Annotated in this window: 26 protein-coding genes and 1 pseudogene; 6 read left to right on the top strand and 21 right to left on the bottom strand. The window is 65.3% G+C overall.

The features are described 5' to 3' along the window. Positions 1 to 10: 10 nt before the first annotated feature. From DEIPE_RS21440 to DEIPE_RS21370, 16 genes are all read right to left on the bottom strand, one after another. Positions 11 to 1600 carry a PQQ-dependent sugar dehydrogenase gene (locus DEIPE_RS21440; RefSeq protein ID WP_015231629.1) on the bottom strand — a complete coding sequence of 530 codons (1590 nt, stop codon included), beginning with the start codon at positions 1598 to 1600 and terminating at the stop codon, positions 11 to 13. 10 nt (positions 1601 to 1610) lie between these two features. Further along, entirely contained in the window at positions 1611 to 2936 is a 1326-nt protein-coding gene (locus tag DEIPE_RS21435; RefSeq protein WP_015231628.1) for a PQQ-dependent sugar dehydrogenase, read from the bottom strand. Further along, positions 2920 to 3465 (bottom strand): DUF1440 domain-containing protein, encoded by a 546-nt coding sequence (locus tag DEIPE_RS21430; RefSeq protein WP_245557667.1) that lies wholly within the window; start codon positions 3463 to 3465, stop codon positions 2920 to 2922. The genes DEIPE_RS21435 and DEIPE_RS21430 overlap by 17 nt, the downstream gene beginning before the upstream one ends. Positions 3466 to 3723: 258 nt before the next feature. Continuing rightward, positions 3724 to 4206, bottom strand: coding sequence for a hypothetical protein (locus DEIPE_RS21425; protein WP_015231626.1), 483 nt, complete (start codon positions 4204 to 4206; stop codon positions 3724 to 3726). A gap of 287 nt (positions 4207 to 4493) precedes the next feature. Beyond that, the gene (locus DEIPE_RS24580) at positions 4494 to 4673 is read right to left on the bottom strand and encodes a hypothetical protein (RefSeq protein WP_169316632.1); all 180 of its coding nucleotides are present in this window, start codon (positions 4671 to 4673) and stop codon (positions 4494 to 4496) included. 92 nt (positions 4674 to 4765) lie between these two features. Continuing rightward, positions 4766 to 5014 carry a DUF305 domain-containing protein gene (locus DEIPE_RS21415; RefSeq protein WP_041231859.1) on the bottom strand — a complete coding sequence of 83 codons (249 nt, stop codon included), beginning with the start codon at positions 5012 to 5014 and terminating at the stop codon, positions 4766 to 4768. An 18-nt stretch (positions 5015 to 5032) separates the two neighbouring features. After that, entirely contained in the window at positions 5033 to 5350 is a 318-nt protein-coding gene (locus DEIPE_RS21410; protein ID WP_157449136.1) for a DUF305 domain-containing protein, read from the bottom strand. Between the two features lie 291 nt (positions 5351 to 5641). Beyond that, a complete protein-coding gene (locus DEIPE_RS21405) occupies positions 5642 to 6505 on the bottom strand; it encodes an urease accessory protein UreH domain-containing protein (RefSeq protein WP_245557666.1) in 864 nt (287 codons plus the stop codon). Further along, positions 6493 to 7383 carry a WD40/YVTN/BNR-like repeat-containing protein gene (locus DEIPE_RS21400; protein WP_015231624.1) on the bottom strand — a complete coding sequence of 297 codons (891 nt, stop codon included), beginning with the start codon at positions 7381 to 7383 and terminating at the stop codon, positions 6493 to 6495. Before DEIPE_RS21400 ends, DEIPE_RS21405 begins: the two co-directional genes overlap by 13 nt. Before the next feature lie 3 nt (positions 7384 to 7386). Next, positions 7387 to 7797: a DUF2933 domain-containing protein gene (locus DEIPE_RS21395; protein WP_015231623.1), complete on the bottom strand. Its 411-nt coding sequence runs from the start codon at positions 7795 to 7797 to the stop codon at positions 7387 to 7389. Beyond that, on the bottom strand, positions 7794 to 8096 hold the full coding sequence (locus DEIPE_RS21390; protein ID WP_015231622.1) for a hypothetical protein: 303 nt from the start codon (positions 8094 to 8096) through the stop codon (positions 7794 to 7796). The genes DEIPE_RS21395 and DEIPE_RS21390 overlap by 4 nt, the downstream gene beginning before the upstream one ends. A gap of 121 nt (positions 8097 to 8217) precedes the next feature. Beyond that, on the bottom strand, positions 8218 to 9153 hold the full coding sequence (locus DEIPE_RS21385) for a cation diffusion facilitator family transporter (protein ID WP_015231621.1): 936 nt from the start codon (positions 9151 to 9153) through the stop codon (positions 8218 to 8220). Positions 9154 to 9477: 324 nt separating this feature from the next. Beyond that, entirely contained in the window at positions 9478 to 9726 is a 249-nt protein-coding gene (locus DEIPE_RS21380) for a DUF2171 domain-containing protein (protein ID WP_015231620.1), read from the bottom strand. A gap of 145 nt (positions 9727 to 9871) precedes the next feature. Further along, positions 9872 to 10036, bottom strand: a complete 165-nt coding sequence (locus tag DEIPE_RS24355; protein WP_015231619.1) for a hypothetical protein — start codon at positions 10034 to 10036, stop codon at positions 9872 to 9874. Between the two features lie 69 nt (positions 10037 to 10105). Next, the gene (locus DEIPE_RS21375) at positions 10106 to 11248 is read right to left on the bottom strand and encodes a sensor histidine kinase (RefSeq protein WP_015231618.1); all 1143 of its coding nucleotides are present in this window, start codon (positions 11246 to 11248) and stop codon (positions 10106 to 10108) included. Continuing rightward, positions 11245 to 11928, bottom strand: a complete 684-nt coding sequence (locus DEIPE_RS21370) for a response regulator transcription factor (protein ID WP_015231617.1) — start codon at positions 11926 to 11928, stop codon at positions 11245 to 11247. Before DEIPE_RS21370 ends, DEIPE_RS21375 begins: the two co-directional genes overlap by 4 nt. Before the next feature lie 230 nt (positions 11929 to 12158). Here DEIPE_RS21370 and DEIPE_RS21365 point away from each other — a divergent pair, with 230 nt between their 5' ends. From DEIPE_RS21365 to DEIPE_RS21345, 5 genes are all read left to right on the top strand, one after another. Continuing rightward, positions 12159 to 12896: an MBL fold metallo-hydrolase gene (locus tag DEIPE_RS21365; RefSeq protein ID WP_015231616.1), complete on the top strand. Its 738-nt coding sequence runs from the start codon at positions 12159 to 12161 to the stop codon at positions 12894 to 12896. A gap of 2 nt (positions 12897 to 12898) precedes the next feature. Beyond that, positions 12899 to 14170 carry an MFS transporter gene (locus DEIPE_RS21360; RefSeq protein ID WP_015231615.1) on the top strand — a complete coding sequence of 424 codons (1272 nt, stop codon included), beginning with the start codon at positions 12899 to 12901 and terminating at the stop codon, positions 14168 to 14170. Then, positions 14167 to 14826, top strand: a complete 660-nt coding sequence (locus tag DEIPE_RS21355; RefSeq protein WP_015231614.1) for an ArsR/SmtB family transcription factor — start codon at positions 14167 to 14169, stop codon at positions 14824 to 14826. Before DEIPE_RS21360 ends, DEIPE_RS21355 begins: the two co-directional genes overlap by 4 nt. A gap of 101 nt (positions 14827 to 14927) precedes the next feature. After that, complete coding sequence (locus DEIPE_RS21350) at positions 14928 to 15983, top strand: flavin-containing monooxygenase (protein WP_015231613.1); 1056 nt, start codon at positions 14928 to 14930, stop codon at positions 15981 to 15983. 46 nt (positions 15984 to 16029) lie between these two features. Next, positions 16030 to 17952: a copper resistance CopC/CopD family protein gene (locus DEIPE_RS21345; protein WP_015231612.1), complete on the top strand. Its 1923-nt coding sequence runs from the start codon at positions 16030 to 16032 to the stop codon at positions 17950 to 17952. Positions 17953 to 18280: 328 nt separating this feature from the next. Here the strand turns inward: DEIPE_RS21345 and DEIPE_RS25680 are convergent. From DEIPE_RS25680 to DEIPE_RS21325, 5 genes and pseudogenes are all read right to left on the bottom strand, one after another. Further along, positions 18281 to 18436: pseudogene (locus tag DEIPE_RS25680) on the bottom strand (FAD-dependent oxidoreductase); the annotation flags it as partial. An 8-nt stretch (positions 18437 to 18444) separates the two neighbouring features. Continuing rightward, complete coding sequence (locus DEIPE_RS25360) at positions 18445 to 18636, bottom strand: NAD-binding protein (RefSeq protein ID WP_052326874.1); 192 nt, start codon at positions 18634 to 18636, stop codon at positions 18445 to 18447. 600 nt (positions 18637 to 19236) lie between these two features. Then, entirely contained in the window at positions 19237 to 19542 is a 306-nt protein-coding gene (locus DEIPE_RS21335) for a hypothetical protein (protein WP_015231611.1), read from the bottom strand. Further along, complete coding sequence (locus tag DEIPE_RS21330) at positions 19539 to 20018, bottom strand: putative iron-sulfur cluster-binding metallochaperone (protein ID WP_015231610.1); 480 nt, start codon at positions 20016 to 20018, stop codon at positions 19539 to 19541. The genes DEIPE_RS21335 and DEIPE_RS21330 overlap by 4 nt, the downstream gene beginning before the upstream one ends. A 41-nt stretch (positions 20019 to 20059) precedes the next feature. Next, positions 20060 to 20473: a MerR family DNA-binding protein gene (locus DEIPE_RS21325; RefSeq protein ID WP_015231609.1), complete on the bottom strand. Its 414-nt coding sequence runs from the start codon at positions 20471 to 20473 to the stop codon at positions 20060 to 20062. A 47-nt stretch (positions 20474 to 20520) separates the two neighbouring features. Between DEIPE_RS21325 and DEIPE_RS24770 the strand changes: the two genes are divergently transcribed. Further along, on the top strand, positions 20521 to 20850 hold the full coding sequence (locus tag DEIPE_RS24770; RefSeq protein WP_041231856.1) for a hypothetical protein: 330 nt from the start codon (positions 20521 to 20523) through the stop codon (positions 20848 to 20850). The last annotated feature ends 11 nt before the right edge of the window (positions 20851 to 20861 follow it).

The following is a 20861-nucleotide window of genomic DNA, read 5'->3' as shown; positions in this document are numbered from 1 at the left end:
TACATTCCACTTACCTTCTTGCTCGCAGCGCCCAGCGCACCAGCCCCACGCCGACCGCAACGCCTGCCGCGAGGGCTCCGTAGATAACCGCGTTACGCGTTATGTACGAGATCTCCCTGGGTGCCTGCGGTTGCTCTCCCCGTGGCCCTTGCGTCCGCCGGACGCGCCACAGGGCGCCAGTGTGGAGGGGCATACGAATCCCACCCACTTCAGGCGCGATCTGAATCTGGCCCCAGTCCACGATGTACAATGCGCCGTCCGGTCCGAACTGACAGTGCGAAGGGCGTTCCAGACCCAGCTGCGGGAATTTCGAGGCGGGACCGGCGATCTTGTTCACCGCGAAGTCAAACACGCGTCCGGTATTCATCTCAACCCGCACGACCTTGAAACCGCGCGGTGAGGGCGAGCGGGCCGTGACGGGTGCAATGTCCCCGAACAGCGCGATGAACGCATCCCCGTAAAACCCGAAGCGTTCATCCCGGCAGAAGTCCAGGCCGTTCACGCCCGCGTGATCATCGAACGTCGCAAAGGGCTTGGGCGGGTTCGGATTCGGGTGGTTCGCAATCACCGGCTCTTGGCCCCGCCCCCTGAAGCGCGGGTCGTCCAGGCGAACACCCCCCGCGAAGTCCGGCCAGCCGTACCACTCGCCCTGCTTCACTTCGTACAGGTCCTCGGTGTCCCCGATGATCTGCCGGCGGCTGCGCTCGTCGATGTTGTGCTCCGTCGCGAACAGCCGTCCATCCGGGTGGAAGGCGACCCCGTACGGATTGCGGAAACCCCAGGCGACCAGTTCGAGGTTGCTGCCGTCCGGATCACAGCGCAGGACGGAGCCGTTGCACTTCACGGTGCCCTTGATCACCTGCCCGGGGTGGGTTTCCGTCCCGTAGGGCACGTACGCGCCAGTCTTCACGGTTTCCCGCAGGCTCCCCAGCACGTTCTGGGACTCGTAGTTCTGCCCGGTCAGGATGATGTCCGCGCCGGGGCGGTCGTGGAAGTCGGGGAAGAGCCTGAGCCACTCGTACGCGTAGTCATCCGGGCCGACCACCGCGAGGTTCGTCGCGGTGCCCTGACCGAAGTAGATCTTGCCATCCGGCCCGACCACCGGGTAGTTGGCCTGGTGATCGCCGCGTCCCGGCAGGTCCGTCACGAGGTCCTCGATGCTGCCGTCCTCACCCAGCCGTGAGAAGGTGTCAGTGTTCATGAAGTAAAAGCGGCCCTGATGCCAGCACGCGCCGGTGAAAGCGCCCGTCTTGATCCAGCGTTCCTCTGGCAGGTCGAAGAACGTCTCGTACTCCCCGGTCTGCGTGTTCACCTTCAGCACGCGAGGTTTCGAGTCGACCTTGTGTCCCGCCTCGCTCACGTAGCAGTTGCCCTGCTCATCGAAGCAGCAGTGCACGGGGGCATTGAACCCAGTGGCGACAACCTCCGCTTCGAATCCTTCCGGCAGCAGGATGTCTTCCGGGTTGTAGCGGCGATTCCCTTTGCGGGTGATGTGGATCTTGCTGAGGATCGGGTTCGCCGTCTTGCCCACGTACGCGAGGAGCGTGTCGACCATGGGAACCGTGGGGCTCAGGGGGCTGGGCTGCTTGCTGGTCGGCATGAATTCCTCCTCAGGGGCTTCCCGCGGTGAGTGGCACACGCCACAGCTTCCCGCTGCCCGCCAGGGCGTTCACGCCCTGCTCGCTCATTTCGAACTGCCCAAAATCCAGCACGTACAGCGCATCCCCACTCGGGTGGAAGCGCACGTCGATCGGGCGGGATAGGGATTCTTCTACGAATGGGTGCAGGCTCCAGTCGCTGGGGTCGACCCGAGCAACAGACCGGCCGGCTTTCGGTCCAGGCGGGGCGGTCATGGGCGCCTCGTCGCCAAACAGCGCAATGAAGAGTTGCCCGGCGAACTGCGGAGCGTGGGCGGGCGCGACGTCGAACTTCACCGCAGAGGTGTGGGTGGGGAAGTGCAGCAGGGGCGCTTCTGGTGGGGGGAACTCGTGATGGTTGGCGAGGACGAACTGCGGCGCTGGACCACGCGTGGGGTGGAACTTCGGGTCCGTGATGGGTTCATTCCCGATGTAGTCCGGCCATCCGTACCAGGCGCCCGGCCTCACTTCGATCAGGAGTTCAGGAACGTTCCCGACCGGCCGGCTGCCCCGGTCGTCCGCGCCCTGGTCCGTGGCGATGAGGCGCCCATCGGGGAGGAAGCCCAGACCGTAGGCGTTGCGAACACCCCACGCCACGAGTTCCAGTTCACTGCCGTCAGGGTTGCAGCGCATCACCGCGGCCGTGCAGGGCAGCCCGGCGGGAACGCGCTGTCCCGCGTGGCTGGATGTGCCGAAAGGCCGGAACGCGCCGGTCGTGGCGCGCGCACCGTTGCCTTCGAGGGGATTTTCGGTTTCGACGTTCACGCCGGCGAGGGTCACGTCGTACCCGGGGATGTCACGCGCGTGGGGAAGGCGTTTGAGCCAGCCGATCTCGTACGCGTCCAGCCCGATGATGCCGGTGTTGGTCATGGCACCCTGGCTGAAGTAGAGTTTTCCGTCCGGTCCGACCGCGACCATGTTGGTGTGGTAGTTGCCGGGACCGGGGAGGTTATCGAGGATAACCTCCCAGTCGCCATCCGGGCTGAGGCGGCTGAGGCGGCCCGGCTCGCCGGGAGAGCCGCCCTCGGCAATGTACAGGTTTCCCTCGTGGAACGTGAGGCCGTTGACGGGTGGGCGCAGATCACCCAGCAGCAGGGTTCTCCTGCCGTCCTGTTCCAGACGCAGAATCCGCCCGCCTCTCGGTACGCCACCCCAGGGCAGGCCGGATTCCGCGATGTAGGCCGTGCCGTCATCACCGAACGTCAGGCTCGTCGGAAAGGACAGACCTTCGGCGACCAGTTCCGCTTGCGGGTGATCTTTGACGCCTGCCTGCCCTGAAGCTTCAGTAGCGGGCCGCACTTCTGGCTCCCGCGGTCTGCGTGATGTCGTGCGGCTGGGGTGGATGGAGTTCACGGTCCATGACACGCAGCACGGCGTCGGTGACCATTCCCAGGACGACGTGCTCGACCAGACCACGCGCGTGCGCCTGCCAGGGATAGGCGCGTGGACCGCCGGACAGCTTCAGGAGCGGATTGGCGATTTCATCATTCATCATGAACAGACTCAGCCCGTACACAACGCCTTGCCCTTGCGATAACGTCGGCAGCCGGTGACGCAGCACCCCGTACAGCGCACCGGGCATCACACCAAGCGCAAAATGCACGACGATGCCCCATGGATTCGGCTGCTGTGGAATGAGTTGCTTGCCCAGGGCGTTCGCAAGTCGGTTGGCGATGACATGCGCGGGGTCCAGTCCGCCGGGGCGCGCTTCGATTTCCCGTTGCAGCGCGCTTTCGTCTTCCCGCAGGTACATGTACCAGCCGATACGGTCCATCACCCAGACGCCTGCGGCACCGGCGACGGCACCCTTGATCGCTTCATTCAGCACGTGTGTTCCTGCTGGCTGCATAGGCTCCTCGTTTCTCTGCCTTCGTTGGCCCCCGGATGACTTCAAAGTCAGCCCTTCGCCGTGATGCACCGGCCCCCGCAGGTTCAGGTTTCACCGTATGTGTCACCGGCATGGATCTTGTGTAGACGCCGTAAAGCGCGGTTTATTGAACTGGCTGACCTGGCGCTTCGCGTGGTGACCGGGCAAGCCCCTGGATTGCTCACCCGGTTCTCTCATCACGCGGCAGGAACTGTCACCTTATGAGGGACGTTCCGGGTCGAGCAGGTGATCGAAAATGACGCTGGTCGCGAGCACCTGCACGAACTTGTCAACGAGGTCAATCACCCACTCCTGGCGCGACCACTTCCACGGCTTGGCGAGACCAAGCAGGGTGATGTTGACCACGTCACTCGTGTAAATCGCGGCGAACGTCACCGCGATGGCCGGCATCCCACGCAACCCCTTGTACGCCGCGACCCCATAGGCCGCGCCCCACATCGCTCCAAGCGAGGTGTGGGCGGCGTAGTTGAGGCGCCAGCGTTCCTTGTCGTTTTTGGGTTCGATCGGAAGCAGCCTCTGGGCGAGCTGCGCGGGGGCGTAACTGTCCTCCCGCTTCGTGATGGGCATCTCGACCAGCTTCTGGAAGGCGGTCATCACCACGCTGCCAGCGATACCGGCAAGCACGGCTCGGCCCAACATCTGCGTCAAGGACGCGTTGTCACCCTGGTACGCATGTTTCATCGGTTGATCCCCCTCGGCGAGTCGTTTCGGCCATGAATCGGCTTCTGGCTTGGGCTTCTTTCACGGTGGCGAGCCACGGTCTTCTGGTGTTTCATGGTGAGCTCGTTTCTCCCAGTACGCTTGTCTCGACGTCCCCTCAAACTTCAGTTGGTCCTCTGACTAAGACTAAGCAGAAGCTCTCCCCGTGTTATCCGATCACGCTTCATGCCATCTTGAGCGCCAGCAGGGGAGGCGTGCTGCGCAGCAAACGAGAGCAGGTCATCACCACCACCTCCAGCTGTACCGGATCAGAGGTGTGTGCATGACCACCCTGAAAGACGTCGCGCGAACAGGAATGCGATCCGGAAAGCCGCTCGGGAATCTTCGCGTGAGACGCGCCGCCACGCCAGCGGCAAGGGCGCCAGGAAGGACCACGCGAGCGGCAGGAACACCAGGGCGAGCGTCACGCCAAACACGAGGGAAGTCATCTGGAACGCCATGCGGCCTGGCGTAGCGTTCTCTGGTGGTGACTGGGGGAGTACCTGCATGGGCGTGCCTGGCTGCTCAATCTTGCTGGGGGTTACTGGCGCTTCAGCCAGGCTTTCATGTCGATGATTTCGCGGGACTGCTCCACCAGGATGTTCCGCGCGATTTGCAGGACGCGCGCGTCATTCGATTTGCGCACCACGAGGTTCGCCATGTCCAGGCCGTTCGCGTGATACTCGATCAGCCGCTCGATGTACGCGCGTTGCGGGTCACCACCCTGCGTACCCTGCGGTGCTGGCCCGTCCATGACGCCATTCCCCTGCCCGTCCATCATCTGGCCCATTGCGCCCGCTCCGCCCATTCAGCCCGTCTGACCGGCGTTGGTGCTTGCATCGAGTGCTTCGGGCAGCTCGCGTAACTGCTGAATCTCCGTGCGTTGTGACTTCACGATGCCCACCGCCCACGCGCGCACTTTCGGGTCCTGCGCGCTGCCGGCGAGTTGCTCGCTGGGCGCGATGACGTCCCGGTGATGCTGAATCATTTGCCGTGCGACCGCCGGGTCAAATTCCCGCCCTGACACGTTCGCCAGTCCACCGGCGTGCATGCCGGAGCCGTGCATCATCTGCATCATGTCCTGCATGGTCCACGCGCCCATCGGCTTGGTCATCATGCCGCGCATGCGCATACCCCAGACGCTGAGTGCGGGTTCGTCTGCGCGAACACCACCCCACCCAGCGTCACTCCTGCCGTCAGTACCGCAAGCAGTGTCTTTTTCATTTGATCACCTCGCCGGGAGTCTGGGCAGGCGCTGTCAAATGCCGATAATGCTGCACCCCGGGGAGCCCCGAAGGCGCACAGCTCAAAGAAGCCCTTCCCGGTACGCGTTGTGAAGCGCACCCTGCTCGGGATGAGAGGCGCCACCCGTGTGAACGTGCGGTTCTGCGGTTCGCGCCTCGTTGGTCCCTCACCTTCACAGCAGCCAGTACACGAACGTGTCGTACAGGCCGGCCAGCAGGAACACCCCGCCCGCAATCGGGGTGGCGAGGCGGCGCCAGGTGCGCACGGCACGCAGGTACCGGCCCTGCCCTTGTGCGTTCCCGCCGGGCAGGAACGCCGCGAAGCCCAGCAGCGGGAGTGTCATGCCCAGCGCGAACACCGCGGGGTACAAAAACCCCAGGGATGAAGTCAGCGCGAGCGGCACCGTCAACCCGAAAAACAACAGAAACAGCGTCGGGCAGAACGCGAAGCTGAACGCGAGGCCCAACGCGAACGCCCCACCGTTCCCCGGCAGGGTCCGCGCGCGGTTCTCCAGGCGGGCGGACAGGCGCGCGCCGAACTCGAAGCGGGGCCGCAACCAGCCCAGCAGGACCAGGCCGATGATCAGCGTGAGTGGCCCGAGGACTTTCCGCACGCCCAGCAGGACAGGCCCGGGCGCTTCGAACTGACCACCGAGGGCGTACATCACGAACGCCCCGACCACGGCGTAGAACACCACCCGCGCGCCCAGGTACGCGCCCGCACTGGCGAGGGGGCTGCGTGAGTCACGGCTGACATACGCGAGGGCCGCGGCGCCCGTGGAGAGCTGGCAGGGTGCGGTGGCGGCCATCAAGCCCAGCAGCAGTGGCGCGAGAAGTGGCACGGTCGTGGTGAGGCGCAGGCTGTTCAGGGGCGTGGCCACCAGCGCGTTCAGGCCGCTGCCTTGCTGGTACAGCCAAAGCGCCGCGCCCCGCAACTGCGGGTGCAAGGACGGCCAGGCCAGCAGCACAGCGACGAGCAGGCCACTCGCCAGCCACCAGGCCAACGGGACGCGCCTCCAGCGGCTTACTTGATCCAAGTGCTCCCCCCATCGGTGCTGCGCTGCACCCTGCCACTTTCACCCACCGCAAAGAGTTGCTGCTCGTCCTGCGGGTCTGCCGTCACCAGCCGCGCACCTTCCGGGAAGGACAGGTCCTGCCAGGTGGCTCCCTTGTTCTCTGAGCGTGCCACGCCGTTCGGGCCGGCGATGTACACGTTGCCACTGACCGGGTGAACATCAAGCCCAGCCGCAGCGGCAGGTGGAGCTTCGCTGGCGGTCATCCAGCGGACACCGTCATCGGACACGATCAGGCCCTGGTTCATGGTCAGAGCATACAGGCGTGGCGTCTCGCCGGGACCAGCGGCGAGCGACATCGCGCTCGCTGTACCAGACGACAAGAACTGCCAGTCCTGCGCGTTCTCACTGCGGTACAAGCCGCGACCCGCGATGTTCGCGTACCACACGTGCGGCTTGCTCGGCGCGACCGTGAAGCCGTGAATGTCGGTGCCGGGCAGGTTCCCGAAGCTCACTTTCCGCCACGTCTCCCCGCCGTCCTCACTGACGTTGAAGACATCATGTCCGGCCATCACGATCTTCTCGGGCACCACCGGGGAGGTGCTGATGGCCATCGCGTCACCGATCCCGTTCGATTCGCTCCAAGTGCGGCCGCCGTCCTCGCTGATCGAGACTCCCGCGTGCTCGCCATACAGCAGCTTCCCGTCAGGAAGGACGCGCAGGGCGTGATAATCCCCGCCGAGTACCCCGACACTGGAAGTCGAGCCGGGGTCTTCACTGCTTGCCACCCAGACAGCACCGCCGGTAATGCCGACGACGGTGATGGCGAGGACGCCGAGAAGTAACTTGTTGTTCTTCGGCGGCCTAATGCTCCCCTGGCGCTTGGTGTTCTTCGTCGTCATGCCTTACTCCCGTCCGATGGCCATGGCCACCGGCGTGGCAAGGGCGGTTTCTTGCCTGGGGCTGTTCAACTCACGGAGTTGCGCGGTGAGGCGCTCCTGTTGTGACTGCATGTCCTGCAACTGCACGTGCAGCTGCGCGATCTGCTCTTCCCTGGAAAGGGTCTTGCCGGGCGCGCAGCAGGAGTTCTGCGTGGTGCCTGCTGATCCGGCAGCGGCAGCGTTGGCTTGCGCGTTCTGCTGCATTTTCCCCATGCCTTTCATCATCAGCAGCATCGACAGGGGGCAGATGGCGGCCACCAGGAACGGCAGTGCAGCCACGGCCACTGCCGGGGAGACGAGGACGAACAGTCCGGCGGCGACCACCGCGAGTCCGACCATGACTTTCCAGTTCAGGCATTTCTTGAAGATATTCATGCTTGCTCCTTGCGGTTTCCTCGTTCATCGGGGCGTTGCAGGGCGGCGAGTTGGCGCGCCACGTCTTCCTGCCGGGCGTTCAGGTCCTCAATTTTCGCGCGCAGTTCTGCGGGCATCACCCCGGTGGCGCCTTGCCTTGGGATGAATTGACGGTGCTCGGGGTCGCGGTGGAGCCGGGCTTCCCGCGCTTTGTCAAACCAGGTGGTCAGGTTCGGCCAGAACCAGATGAGCAGCATTCCGACGATGAAATACGGAACGTGGTGCGCGAGCGCGAACTGCCAGAGTTCTCCTGCACTCATGGGGCCTCCTTGATCGCGCACTGTAGGCAAATCGTGTTAAATGCCGATAAAGCGGGTGGGACCGCGAGGTGCTTCTCCATTCACTGATCCGCGGCGGGTACCCGCGCCTGCGGCTGGGCGCTCAAGCGTGCAGGACGTCACGCACTTCGCAGAGCTGGCCGTTCACTTCAAGTTGCAGCGTAACGTGCGTGATGCCGTACTGCTCGCTCAGTTCACGCTGCGCCTGGATCAGCACCTGGGTCGCGTCAGCGCGACCTTCGATTTCCAAGTGGGCCGTGAGGAGCGGCTGTCCAGCGGTGATCGCCCAGACGTGCAGGTCGTGCACGTCCAAGACCTGGGGGAGGCTTTTCAGCGTGGAGCGCACGGCGCGCACGTCCGTACCTTTGGGCGCACCTTCCAGGAGCACGTTCAGGCTCTCGTTGAGCAGGATCCAGGCACTGCGGATGATCAGCAGGCCGATCAACGCGCTCACGATGGGGTCGGCGATGGCGAGGCCGGTAAACAGCACCAGCAGGGACGCGATGATCGCCCCGACCGATCCGAGCAGGTCGCCCAGGACGTGCAGAAACGCGCCGCGCACGTTCAGGTTGTCCTGCTGTCCGCCGTGCAGGACGTAGGCACTCACCAAGTTGGCAATCAGCCCGGCGACGGCCACGGCGAGCATCACGCCACCCTGCACTTCGGGAGGCTCGGAGAGGCGCTGGTACGCTTCCAGCAGGATCCAGGCGGTGAGGATCAGCAGCGTTGCCGCGTTCACGAACGCCGCGAGGATCTCCACTCGGTAAAAGCCGTACGTCCGCTGGGGTGTGGCGGGCTTGCGAGCGAACCACAGCGCGAACAGGCTGAGCGCCAGCGCGGCCACGTCGCTCGCCATGTGGCCCGCGTCCGACAGCAGGGCCAGGCTGTTGGAGATGAGCCCGCCGATGATTTCAGCGATCATGAAGGTCGCCGTGATAATCAAGGCGACGGTGAGGCGTTTCTGGTCGGCACGATGAGCGTGCCCTCCCGGGCCGTGGTTGTGAGGGTGAGCGTCGTGATCGTGCGGGTGGTCGCTCATCGCTCCTCCTGACAGGATGGTGGGCGTTTCATTTGGTGCTTCCGTCACTCAGTACATTGTTCGCCCACTGTAATTGAACGGCGACGCAGAGGTAAGTCAGGTAGGAGCAGGAGGGATTCATACACCGCACGGTGGCGCCTTGCACCATCAGTAACCAACAGGCGCTGGACCCGAGGAACACCTGCTCAGCCAGGCAAAGGAGGCGAGACCGCCCAGGGACCCTGTCGATCCGCCGAACACGCCCTTCACCAGAACACCCTGAACATGCCGAGCGGTCCCCTGGTGGGACGGCTCGGCATTCGAAGTGGCAGCAGGCGTGGGCTGTTACGACTGGCGGTGCTGCGGGTGAGGGTCCTGGCTCAGCCACTGCTGGTGAAGCTGCTCGTGGTTGAGTTTCAGGTGCACGTGCTCGTCCACGTGATCCACGGCGCTGAGGGGCAGCCAATGGTGCTGACCGTGCTCATCACGGGTGACCTTGATGTACTCGCCGTCGATGCGGTCCACCAGGCCATGATCTTTGTTGTCGGCGCATTTGATCGGCATGTGCTCACGGATCGCGTTGTTCATCGTCATGAAGCACCTCCTTCGCGGCTTACGCTACCGCCGCGACTTTAGAAAGACGTGACCACAACCCAAAGAAATCTTGCCGAGGCGCTCCACTGGGCTTCAGCTTCGCAAGGACCCTGAACCTCACTGCCCAGCGTTCACTCCGGCAACGTCAACGGCCCTGCCCGCACGTGACCTCCTGGTCCTCACCGGAGCTCGCCTCCCACCTTTCGTGCTGTCGCGGTCCCGCGTCCCACAGCGCCCACAGCAGCGCCAGGAACCCCACCAGGAACAGCAGCGCGCACAACACGAACGCCGCGTTCACGAGCAGCTCCATGTCATCCGGCGGTTCGTCATGCTGCGCAGAGTAACGGGCACGTGTTAAACGCCGGTAAACGCCGCATGGTCACGCGGTCCGCTGGAGGGGAAGGTGCACCGTAAAAGTCGTTCCGGTATTCCGCTCGCTGCGCACGTGAATCTCACCGTTCATCGCTTCCAGCAGGTGCCGGCTGATGGTGAGGCCCACACCCGCACCCAGCGATTCCTCAGCATCCCGCGCACGCGACTTGTCCGAACGGTAAAACCGCTCGAACACGTGCGGCAGGTCGGACTCGGTAATACCCTCTCCGGTGTCGGTGACCTCCAGCACTCCCCAGGGCCCGCGCGTCTCGATCCTGACTGTCACACCCCCACTCACGGTGTGCCGCAGCGCGTTCGACAGCAGATTCACCAGCACCTGTGTGAACCGGTCCGGGTCGGCCAGCACCAGCACCTCCTCGGGCGCGTGCACGCTCAGCGTGAGGCTCTTGCGCTCGAAGGACCGCGCCAGCTGCGCGACCGTCGCGCGCGCCACCTCATTCAGGCTGACCGACTGCACGTGAATGGGAATGGCGCGGTCCTCCGCGCGGGTGACCAGCGACAGGTCGTCCACCAGCCGCTCCAGCCTCCGGATTTCACGGATGATGTCCGGCCCGGCCTCCTGAATTTCGAACACGCCGTCGAGCAGGCCTTCGGTGTATCCACGCATGCCTGCCAGGGGCGTGCGCAGTTCGTGTGCGACCGTGCCGATCAGTTCCCGCCGGCGGGCCTCGGTCGCTTCGAGCGCCGCGGCCATCTGGTTGAAACCACGGGTGAGTTCCCCAAGCTCGTCGTGGTCCCCTTCCGGAAGGCGCTCTCCGTAGTGCCCCGCGGCAATGCGGGTGCTCGCCTGGCTCACGCGCCGCACCGGTTCGATGATGCGGCGGCTCACGAAAAAACTCACCAGGAAGGCCAGCAGCAGCGTCACCAGACTCGCGACGACCAGCGCGCTGCCGAACGCGCCGTTGAAGCCTGCGGTGAGTTGCCGGCGCATCTCCGGGATGTTCTGGATGCCGAAGGTCTGCACCATCTCGTCGATGTGCTGCCGGTAGAAGAGCGGCGCGGTCAGCTGCGCGATCAGGATCAGCATCGCCGCGGCGAGCGCGATCACCGCCAGGTACGACAGCAGCAGTTTCAGACGCAAACTCAGGCCTGAAAGCCGCGTCCTCACCTCGCGCTGCGGTCTGTTCATCCTTCCGGGATGGAGAAACGGTAGCCGATGGTGCGGACCGTGTGAATGAAGCGGGGCGCGTCTCCCCGCTCGCCCAGCTTGCGCCGCAGACTTACCATGTGGACGTCCACCACGCGGTCCACGCCCGGAAAGTCATTCCCCCAGACGCGGCGGATCAGCTCGTCACGCGAAAAGACCTTCTCCGGTTGCTGCGCGAGGGTGTAGAGCAGATCGAACTCGATGGCGCTGAGGTCCACCCGTTGGTCGCCCACGTGCACCGCACGCGTCACCGGGTCCACGCGGAGGTCGGCATGCTGGAGGGACGCGGGTTCCTCCTCGCCGGCCGTGCGGCGCAGAATGGCCTTGACGCGCGCGACCAGCTCACGCGGGCTGAAGGGCTTGACCACGTAATCGTCTGCGCCGAGTTCGAGGCCCAGTACCCGCTCGAACTCCTCGCCACGTGCGGTGAGCATCAGGATCGGTACGTTCGATTTCTCGCGCACGCGCCGGCACACTTCGTAGCCGTCGAGCTTGGGCAGCATCAGGTCCAGTACGATCAACGACGGGCGACCCGAGGCAAACTCCTCGAGCGCCTGCTCCCCGTCCACAGCGGTCCGCACGGCAAAGCCTTCGCGTTCAAGGTACGCCGTGGCGATCTTGCGGACGCTCGGCTCGTCATCCACCACCAGCACACGGGTCACGCGGTGATGATATCGCGCTGGAGACACTGTCGGCGGTCACGCTGAGAGTTGGGTTTTGAGCGGGTGCGCGGCAGGTGTGCCGGACACTCGAAAATGGTCTTCGGGCGGGTTGCAGTGTCGTGCCCAGGCCTCGTAGTTGCGTTCCATGCAATAGGCTTGAGAACTTGACAACAGTATTCAAATAGTTTATTGAATATAAGAACAAGGTGAAACCTGGCAAGGAGTTCCGCATGTTCCTCCGCACCTACCCCCACCACGACCCCATCGGCATCTCCTACCTCTTCGGCTGCGTCGGCAAAGGACAAGCCGCCGTCATCGACCCCATCCACCCACCCCAGCACTACCTTCAGCAAGCCGCTGGACTCGGCGTGACCATCAAGTACGTGATCGACACCCACCTCCACGCCGACCACCGCAGCACCGCCCGCGACCTCGCCGCCGCGTGCGGCGCCCAGTACGTCCTGCACCAAAGCGCCACCACGAGCTTCACCTTCCATGCCGTTCGGGACGGCAGCATCCTTGAGCTCGGCAACGTCACCGTGCAAACCTGGCACACCCCCGGCCACACACCCGAGCACCTCACCCTGCTCGTCACCGACTACACCCGCGCCCCCGAACCCTGGCTGGCCTTCACCGGGCACACCCTGATGGTCGGCGATCTCGGCCGTACCGAACTCGCCAGCGATCCCGAAAGCGGTGCCCGCGCCCTCTACCACAGCGCTCAGCGACTCAAGACCCTGCCGGACTACGTGCAGATTTATCCGGGTGCGTTCAGCGGCAGCGTCTGCGGCCGCAAACTCAGCGGGAATCCCATCAGCACCATCGGCTTCGAGCGACGACACAACCAGGCGCTCAGCATCGACAACGAGGACGCCTTCGTCCGCCTGATGCTGCAAGACATCCCACCGCGTCCCGCGAACTTCGAACGCGTCCGCGCGCACTACAGCGGTCTCACAGTGGTCTCTTGAGCATGCGCACCACGAGCGCAGTCCCCCTGCGGCTCGGCCTCAGTGCGAACGCCCGGCAGTTCTGGCTGCTCGTCGCCGTGAATGCCTTCGTCGGAGCGATGATCGGCCTGGAGCGCACCGTTCCACCCCTCATCGCCGAACAGGAATTCAACCTCACTTCCAGCAGCCTGATCCTGTCGTTCGTTGCCGCGTTCGGCCTCGTCAAGGCCATCACAAACCTCTTCGCCGGGCGCCTCGGGGACAAGTACGGACGCCGGCCCGTTCTGCTCGCCGGTTGGCTGCTCGCCCTGCCCGTCCCCCTGATGATCATGCTCGCCCCCTCCTGGTCGTGGATCATCGCGGCAAACCTCTTGCTCGGCGCCAGCCAGGGCCTTACCTGGAGCACCACCGTCATCATGAAAATCGACCTGGTCGGACCGCAAGGCCGAGGCTTCGCGATGGGCCTCAACGAAGCCGCCGGGTACCTAGCCGTCGCCGCGTCCGCGTACCTGACCAGCGTCATCGCCGCGAATTACGGCCTGCGACCCGAGCCGTTTTACCTCGGCGTGGCGTTCGCCGCCGCCGGACTCGCCCTCACCGCCTTGTTCGTTCGGGAAACCCTGCCGTACACTCGTCTTGAGGCCGCCCACTACCGCGTTGCAAATGCACCCGCCGGGGCTACACCTTCACTGCTGACGCTCCTCAGGGAAGGCGTCTGGAGGAACCGCGCGCTTGCCAGTGCCAATCAGGCCGGCCTGGTGAACAACCTGAACGACGGCGTCGCCTGGGGCCTGCTGCCGGTGTACTTCGCCGCGCAGGGCGTGCCGCTCGTACAGGTCGGCCTCATCGCTGCCACGTACCCGGCCGTGTGGGGCTTCGCCCAGTTGCTCACCGGCGCCCTCAGCGACTCGTGGGGACGCAAGGGCCTCATCGTCACCGGGATGCTCGTGCAGGGTGTCGCTTTGCTCGGGATCGCCCTGCTGAACGGCTTCGTGCCCTGGATGCTGTCCGCCGCCCTCCTCGGTGTGGGCACTGCCATGGTGTACCCGACCCTGCTCGCCGCCGTGGCTGACGCCTCGTACCCCACCTGGCGCGGCACGGCTGTTGGCGCGTACCGCCTGTGGCGAGACGGAGGGCTCGCGGTTGGAGCGATCCTCGGCGGACTGCTCGCCGACGCCCTCAGCATTCCTGCCGCCGTGCTGATCGTCGCTGTGCTGACCGCCGCTTCAGGGTTGCTGGTTGCCGTCCGCATGCCCGAGACCCTTCCGCGTCCAGTACCATCGGAGGTGTCGTGAGCGATCACCGTCCTTTCAAGCGGGACCTGTACGAGCAATTTGCCCAGGTCGGCAAGGCCCTCGCCAGCCCCGCGCGCCTCGAACTGCTCGACCTGCTCGCCCAGAGTGAACGCACCGTGGAGGAACTCGCGCGTGAAGCGGGCCTCAGCGTCGCAAACGCCAGCCAGCACTTGCAAGTACTCCGTCAGGCGCGCCTCGTCGACGTCCGCCGTGAAGGCACCTTCGCGCATTACCGCCTTGCCGGCCGGGAAGCCTTCCAGGTATGGCAGTCCCTGCGGAACTTCGGGGACGCCCGAGTCGCGGAGATCCGGCAGGTCGTCCGGACGTACTTGAGCCAGCGCGACACGCTCGAAGCGGTCACCATCGACGAACTGCGTGAGCGTCTCGACGACGTCGTGATCCTGGATGTCCGACCGGAAACGGAGTTCCAGGCGGGTCACATTCCAGGGGCGCGTTCCGTGCCCGTCGAGCAGCTTGAGGATGTCCTGCCGGAACTCCCTCGTGAAGGCGTCATCGTGGCGTATTGCCGCGGTCCGTACTGCGTGTACTCGGACGAGGCCGTGAATCTGCTCCGGCAGCGGGGGTTCGACGCGCGGAGGCTCGACGTCGGCCTGCCGGACTGGCGGGCGGCGGGACTTCCCGTCGAAGTAAACTGACTGACCACGAGTGCGAGGGCAGGAAGACCTTCCTGAAGTGGAAGCAGCCTTCCTCGCGTGCCCTTTGGTGCAGTGGCCGGTCACGGGCTTAGAGTGACTGAATGAGCGATCTCCTGGATGTGCTCGTCATCGGCGCTGGGCAGGCCGGTCTCGCCGCCGGGTATTTCCTGCGTCACACGAACCTGCGCTTCCAACTGGTGGACGCCGCGCCGGAAATCGGTCACGTGTGGCAGACGCGCTACGATTCCCTGCGGCTCTTCACTCCCGCCAAACGCAATGCTCTGCCCGGCCTGCCCTTTCCGGGTGACCCCGAACACTACCCCGGCAAGGATGACGTCGCCGGGTACTTGCGCGCGTACGCGCGGACCTTCGCGTTGCCCGTGCAGCTTGCCACCCGCGTGACGCGACTGCACGCGCGTGACGGCACGTTCACCGCGGTGACCGACCGTGGGGCGCTGCGTGCCCGCCAGGTGGTGATCGCGGTGGGGGCGTTCGGCGTGCCGTTCATTCCACCGTTCGCGCGTCACCTCGACCCGGGCGTACTTCAGCTGCACTCCAGCGCGTACCGCCATCCCGCGCAGCTGCCTGCTGGGCGGGTGCTGGTAGTTGGCTGTGGGAACAGCGGCGCGCAGATCGCCGAGGAGCTGACGCGTACGCACCAGGTGACCGTTGCGCTCGGGCGCAGGCAGCCGCGCTTGCCGCAGCGTCTGCTGGGCCGTGACATTTTCGACTGGAGTGACCGGGTGAGGTTGTTCGACCGTTCCGTGGACACCCCACTGGGCGCGTTCCTGCGCGGGCATGACCCGCTGATCGGCACCAACCTGACGGCCCGGAAACTGAAGGTCAGACCACGCGTGACCGGCGCGGTCGGGCGCGTGGTGCACTTCGAGGACGGGACCGTAGCGTCCTTTGGCGCGGTCGTGTGGGCCACCGGCTACCGCGGGGGGTACGCATGGCTGGACCTGCCCGTCCTCAACGATCGGGGCGAGCCGCTGCACGCGCGGGGCGTGACGAGCGTGCCCGGCGTGTACTTCCTGGGATTGTCCTGGCAGCACACCCGCTCGTCGGCGCTGCTCGGCGGGGTAGGGCGCGACGCCGAGTACCTCGCTGAGCGGATTTTCGAAGAGCACCACCGCCGGTCCGCGCGCGACGGGTGAAGCACGGCTTTACCCGCATTTAACAGGGTCGTTCTAAAGTCAGCGTGTGCTGCTCGTGTCTCTCTCGACCCTCCTGCCGCGCGAAGTGCTGCCCTGGCTGGTACGGGTGGTGGTGCTGCTCGCCGTGCTGGGCATGCAGGTGTCCGCGCACGCGTTCCTGGTGGACACCGACCCGCGCGGCGGCGCGCGCAAGCCCGTCGGTCCGCCACAGGTGCTGCTGACCTTCAGCGAACCGTTCGCGGTGAACTCCCAGCGCGTGCGCCTGCGCACGTTGAGTGGGAAGGAGGTACCCTTGCCCCCCGCGCAACCCACCTCGGGCGGGCGGGAGCTCACCGCGCCCCTTCCGCCGCTGGACGAGGGTGTGTACGTGGTGGAGTGGCAGGTGCTGGCGTCCGACGGGCACCTCTCCGCGGGTGAGTTCGCCTTCGGCGTAGGGAACGCCGGAGCGGTTCCCACCGAAGCGCTCAGCAACGCGCAGCGCGTTCCCTGGCCTCCCGTGGTGGCCAAGGCGCTGCTGTTCCTGGGGCTCAGTTTGGCGCTGGGCGGGTTGATCAGCGAGCGCTTCGTGTGGCACGGCGCGCGTACGAGGCTGCCTCCGGCGTTCGTGGCTGCCGGGCTATTTCTCGCCGTGATCGGCGCGGTCGTCCAGCTGACCCTGCTGCTCAACGCGGAGGGAGTCGGTGGAGACGTGGGGTGGCGGGTGCTGTCCACTCACGCCGGGCGGGTCACGCTCCTGACGCTGGCCTGCACGGTCGTCGCGTTCCTGCCGCGCGGTCAGCAGCGGGCGTGGCCGGTTCTCGCTGCGTCCGTCGCGGCCAGTCTGGGTGGTCACGCCGGACAGCAGGGAGGCGTTCAGGCACTGCTGGCGACCGTTCACTTCCTGGCGGGGGCAGTGTGGCTCGGCGCACTCGCGCACTTCGCGCGCGTGATGGGCGCGCTGCGCGCCGGTGCATGGCAGGCGGACCTGCCGGGCCTGATTGCCCGGTACGCCCGGCTGGCCGGCTGGACGCTGGCGCCTCTGCTGCTCGCGGGGGTACTGCTCGGCGTCAGGCAGTTCACGACACCCGGTGAGCTGCTCGGCACGGCCTACGGGCGGACGCTGCTGGTCAAGCTCGGCGTGGTCCTCGGTGTGCTGCTCCTCGCGTTGATCGCGCGCCTGCGCGCCCTGCCCGCCTCACCTGGCAGATTGACACTGCTGCGCACCGTGACCTGGAGTGAAGCGCTGCTGCTGGGCGGGGTGGTGGTACTCAGCGCCACGCTCGTGACCGCCTCACCACCCAGGACCCTCGCGAGCGCGTACACGCTGGGCGCCCCGCCCCTGGAAGGACCGGCCGTGCGCGTCGCCGGCGGGGCAGGCTTCCTGACCGTGTACGCCGCGGCGACCGAACGTCAGCTTCAGGTGCAGGTGCTCAGCCCGCTCGGGATACCCGCGGAAGACGCGCGCGTCAGCATCGACGGACGCCGCCCGGACGGCCGGGGCCTCACCCTGTACCCTCGCTCATGCGGCCGCGGGTGCTTCGAAGTCACGTACGACTGGCCGGACGGGACGACGCAGCTGACCATTCACGCCAACGACCCGCAGGGCCAGGGCGGTCGTGCAGACCTGGCCGTGCCGTGGCCGCCGTCCGCGGACGCGAACGCGCGCCTGGAACGGATGGTGAGAACCCTGCGGCGCCAGGAGCGTCTGATCGTGCACGAGCAGGCGACCAGCGGCCCAAACCGGCGGTCTTACTCGTACCCGATTCACGTGCGGGATTTCCTGGCCTCCGATGCGCACGCCGGCGGGGGCGGAGTGGACGTGCGCGAACTGCCAGGCGGCGGCGCCCTGACGCGACTGTCGTTGTTCGTGCCCGGTTCGAACTTATGGTACGAATTTCAGGTGGATGACCACGACCGGCTGCGGCGGCAGGTGATCGTCGCGCCCGGCAACCAGTTCGAGCGTCGTATCGAGTACCCTGACGAGCGGTAAGCGGCACGCGGCTGCCGCGCCCGGTGACGTCGAACTCACCGTTCACGTGGGTGCTCCTGGCGGTACGTTTCGGGCTTCCCGATAACAGAAAAGGAAGGGATTCACGTCGTCCGGGCCTCTTCAGCTTGAAGCCCGCCTGACGGGCTTCCCGTTCGGACAGACCTACCCAACCGAGCTGCGGGTCGGTGAACACTCCCCACGGAGCCACCCGACCCTTGATGCTGAGGTCGGCATGCCTGATGACGTTCTGGTAGATGATGCGTGAATCATCCCGCGCGGTATGCGTGAACATCGGTCCGCCCCGCACGTCACCCAACGCCCAGAGACCCGGAGCGGTGGTTTGCAGCCGGTCGTTGATCTTGATGAAGCCACGCCCGTCGAGGTCCACGCCCGTGTGATCCAGCCCCAGCCCGTCGGTGTTGGGAACGCGGCCTGTGGCGATCAGCAAATGGGTGTGACTGAAGCTGCGGTCCTCGCCGTTCACGCTGGCACTCACTTCACGTGTCCTGCGCTGCCTTCCGCGCGTATGGCGCGAGCGTTCGCGATTACTTCGATGCCTTCAGCTTCCAGTGCTTCCTGGAGAGCTTCAGCAATGTCCTCGTCCTCACTGGCCAGCAGGTGCGGCGCGCTTTGCAGTATCGTGACGCGGCTGCCGAAACGGCGGTACATCTGCGCGAATTCCACCCCGATGTAGCCCCTCCGACAATTACCAGCGGCGGGAGGTCACGGAGTTCCACGGCGCTGGTGGAATCCAGAAATAGAACATGCTCCAGACCTTCACTCTGCGGGACACTGTTGCGCGTTTCCACGAATCAAAGTGACGTTTCGGTTCTGCGCGACATTGCGTTCCGACCCCTTGCGGACGCTGCGTACCAGCTCATCCTTGCGGCCTACCACTCGGCCGAGGTTCACGAGCACGTCGGGTGTTTCCACGCCCCACCGCTCGCTCAGGTATGCCTGATGCGCGACGCGCGGAAGCGATTATGGTTTTGGTGGAGATGGAGCGTCGAGTGAGACAGGTTCCTCCCAGCTCCGCCCGTTCGATCAACGCGACCCGCAGGCCCTTGGAGGCGAGGCGGTGCGCGAGCGGCACGCTGGCCACGCCGTCCCCTCAGACGATCGCGCCATAGTGTGCACCGCTTGCTGACCAAGGGCCTCCCTGCTTCTGCGCGTCCACCTCGCCGATTGGGCCGCTGGGACGGGCAACGGCTCCGAAGGTAGCTTGATCGCGGTATCCTTCGGTCTTGTTCACGTCAGGCAGAGGTGAGCGTAAATCGTCGCTGGTCATTCGGATCTGCTGGAACGCGAGGCGAGTGAGGCGTGTGGAACAGGAGCGCAGCAGTCGCCTGAATGATTCGCTGCTGGCTGGGGCGCCCGATCCTCCTTTTGGAGCAGGCGCGTACCAAACCACATGGCAAGTATGAAATACAAGCTCGCCAGCGCCATCGTCCAGGCCATGTTCTGACTGAGGAAAGTGACGACGGCGCCCCCACCCAGTCCACCGGCAAGCAAGGCGATCAATACGGGCAGATGGCAGGGGCACAGCAGCAACGCACTGCCGAGCAGCAGGGAGCGATGCAAGCGCTTCATTCCTGCGCCCTCAAAGGTGGTGGTTTGGCTTCTCGCAGCCGGGTGAGTGCTTTGTTCACGTTCCCGAGGCAGCAGGAGCCTTGCGGATTGTTCACTTCACAGCCGCAACGTCCTGCTTTGATGTGGTCCTGGATGACGCGCGGAATCTCGTGCGTCGACTCGTCGTGCGCGGCCAGTTCGAGGTTCCTTCTGGTGTACGCGAAGCAGTAGCAGACCGGGACGCTGTCGCCTGGATCCTTCTGGTAGACCGGTACCTTCACGTCCGCTCGACTGTACGCGCGGTGGTCGCTGAAGTACGTGACCTCGCATGCCGCGTCAGGGCAGAAGCGGTAGTGCTCGGCGGGTTCGAGGGTGGTGAGCGCGTGAGGGAGCAGGAGCGCCTTGAGGGTGATGAGCTTGATGGTTTTTCCTCTCGCACCACACGCCGGACAGCTTGTCAGCGCCTCGCTGGTGGTGCAGCAGCTGGGTTCGTTCATACCCTGAGGCTAAACACTCCCCTTTGGGGGAGAGTCAAGCGTCAGGCGGGAACCTCAAGGTAGACGCAACCCGCAGCATGGCACTCGGGGTCAGGATGCTCGTCCGCCCATTGCACTTTTGCTTGCAGTGCAGCTTCGAGCGCCTGAAGTTGCGCAATGTGTGCACGGACGTTCACAAGGTGCGCTTCGAGTTCCACCTTCACGTGACCGCACGGTTTGCGACCGTCAGCGCGGATCGCCAGCACGGTGCGCACCTCCTCCAGGGTAAATCCTGCCGCTTGGGCACAGCGGATGAAGCGGGCCTGCTCGATGGCCACCGGGGGGTAGTGCCGGTACCCGCTGGGCTGGCGCTCACAGGTGAGCAGGCCCAAGTTCGTCCAGTACCGCAGGGTCTTGATGGTCTCATTGGTCTGAGCGGCGAGCTGGCCGATCGGGAGGCTCGCGGTGTCGGTCATGCTTCCATCGTGCACGAGTCTGCGGGAGTCGAACGTGAGGTGCGGGCATGTCCCTCAACGCCGAAGCTGCAAAAGCGTTCGTTGTTGCGGATGCTATTGCTGCCCCGGAGCCCCAGTGCTTCCCCTTTCGGGGAATCAAGCGCTCCAGCATTCACGAATTAAAGCAACCCGTTCGTAGGAAACGGCTTCGCAAACAAGTACCCTTGCGCGACGTCACAAGGCTGTACTTCCCGGGAATGTCGTGGCAGCACACCCGCACTTCAGCGCTGCTCGGCGGGGTGGGGCGCGACGCCGAATTCCTCGTTGAGCGGATCTTCGAAGAGCACCACCGCCGGGCTTTATTGGCATTTAACAGGGTGGGCGTACCCTCACGGTGAAGGGCCGTGCC

Source organism: Deinococcus peraridilitoris DSM 19664 (assembly GCF_000317835.1).
Lineage (GTDB): Bacteria > Deinococcota > Deinococci > Deinococcales > Deinococcaceae > Deinococcus_A > Deinococcus_A peraridilitoris.
Note: the sequence above shows the minus strand (reverse complement) of the source record. Positions and strands in the feature narration are given on the sequence as shown.

Excerpts from the sequence above, each read along its gene's own strand:
- DEIPE_RS21440 (WP_015231629.1), bottom strand. The coding sequence starts at position 1,600 with ATGCCGACCAGCAAGCAGCCCAGCCCCCTGAGCCCCACGGTTCCCATG.
- DEIPE_RS21425 (WP_015231626.1), bottom strand. The coding sequence starts at position 4,206 with ATGAAACATGCGTACCAGGGTGACAACGCGTCCTTGACGCAGATGTTG.
- DEIPE_RS24580 (WP_169316632.1), bottom strand. The coding sequence starts at position 4,673 with ATGACTTCCCTCGTGTTTGGCGTGACGCTCGCCCTGGTGTTCCTGCCG.
- DEIPE_RS21415 (WP_041231859.1), bottom strand. The coding sequence starts at position 5,014 with ATGGGCCAGATGATGGACGGGCAGGGGAATGGCGTCATGGACGGGCCA.
- DEIPE_RS21410 (WP_157449136.1), bottom strand. The coding sequence starts at position 5,350 with ATGCGCGGCATGATGACCAAGCCGATGGGCGCGTGGACCATGCAGGAC.
- DEIPE_RS21400 (WP_015231624.1), bottom strand. The coding sequence starts at position 7,383 with ATGACGACGAAGAACACCAAGCGCCAGGGGAGCATTAGGCCGCCGAAG.
- DEIPE_RS21395 (WP_015231623.1), bottom strand. The coding sequence starts at position 7,797 with ATGAATATCTTCAAGAAATGCCTGAACTGGAAAGTCATGGTCGGACTC.
- DEIPE_RS21390 (WP_015231622.1), bottom strand. The coding sequence starts at position 8,096 with ATGAGTGCAGGAGAACTCTGGCAGTTCGCGCTCGCGCACCACGTTCCG.
- DEIPE_RS21385 (WP_015231621.1), bottom strand. The coding sequence starts at position 9,153 with ATGAGCGACCACCCGCACGATCACGACGCTCACCCTCACAACCACGGC.
- DEIPE_RS21380 (WP_015231620.1), bottom strand. The coding sequence starts at position 9,726 with ATGACGATGAACAACGCGATCCGTGAGCACATGCCGATCAAATGCGCC.
- DEIPE_RS24355 (WP_015231619.1), bottom strand. The coding sequence starts at position 10,036 with ATGGAGCTGCTCGTGAACGCGGCGTTCGTGTTGTGCGCGCTGCTGTTC.
- DEIPE_RS21375 (WP_015231618.1), bottom strand. The coding sequence starts at position 11,248 with ATGAACAGACCGCAGCGCGAGGTGAGGACGCGGCTTTCAGGCCTGAGT.
- DEIPE_RS21365 (WP_015231616.1), top strand. The coding sequence starts at position 12,159 with ATGTTCCTCCGCACCTACCCCCACCACGACCCCATCGGCATCTCCTAC.
- DEIPE_RS21360 (WP_015231615.1), top strand. The coding sequence starts at position 12,899 with ATGCGCACCACGAGCGCAGTCCCCCTGCGGCTCGGCCTCAGTGCGAAC.
- DEIPE_RS21350 (WP_015231613.1), top strand. The coding sequence starts at position 14,928 with ATGAGCGATCTCCTGGATGTGCTCGTCATCGGCGCTGGGCAGGCCGGT.
- DEIPE_RS21335 (WP_015231611.1), bottom strand. The coding sequence starts at position 19,542 with ATGAAGCGCTTGCATCGCTCCCTGCTGCTCGGCAGTGCGTTGCTGCTG.
- DEIPE_RS21330 (WP_015231610.1), bottom strand. The coding sequence starts at position 20,018 with ATGAACGAACCCAGCTGCTGCACCACCAGCGAGGCGCTGACAAGCTGT.
- DEIPE_RS21325 (WP_015231609.1), bottom strand. The coding sequence starts at position 20,473 with ATGACCGACACCGCGAGCCTCCCGATCGGCCAGCTCGCCGCTCAGACC.
- DEIPE_RS24770 (WP_041231856.1), top strand. The coding sequence starts at position 20,521 with ATGTCCCTCAACGCCGAAGCTGCAAAAGCGTTCGTTGTTGCGGATGCT.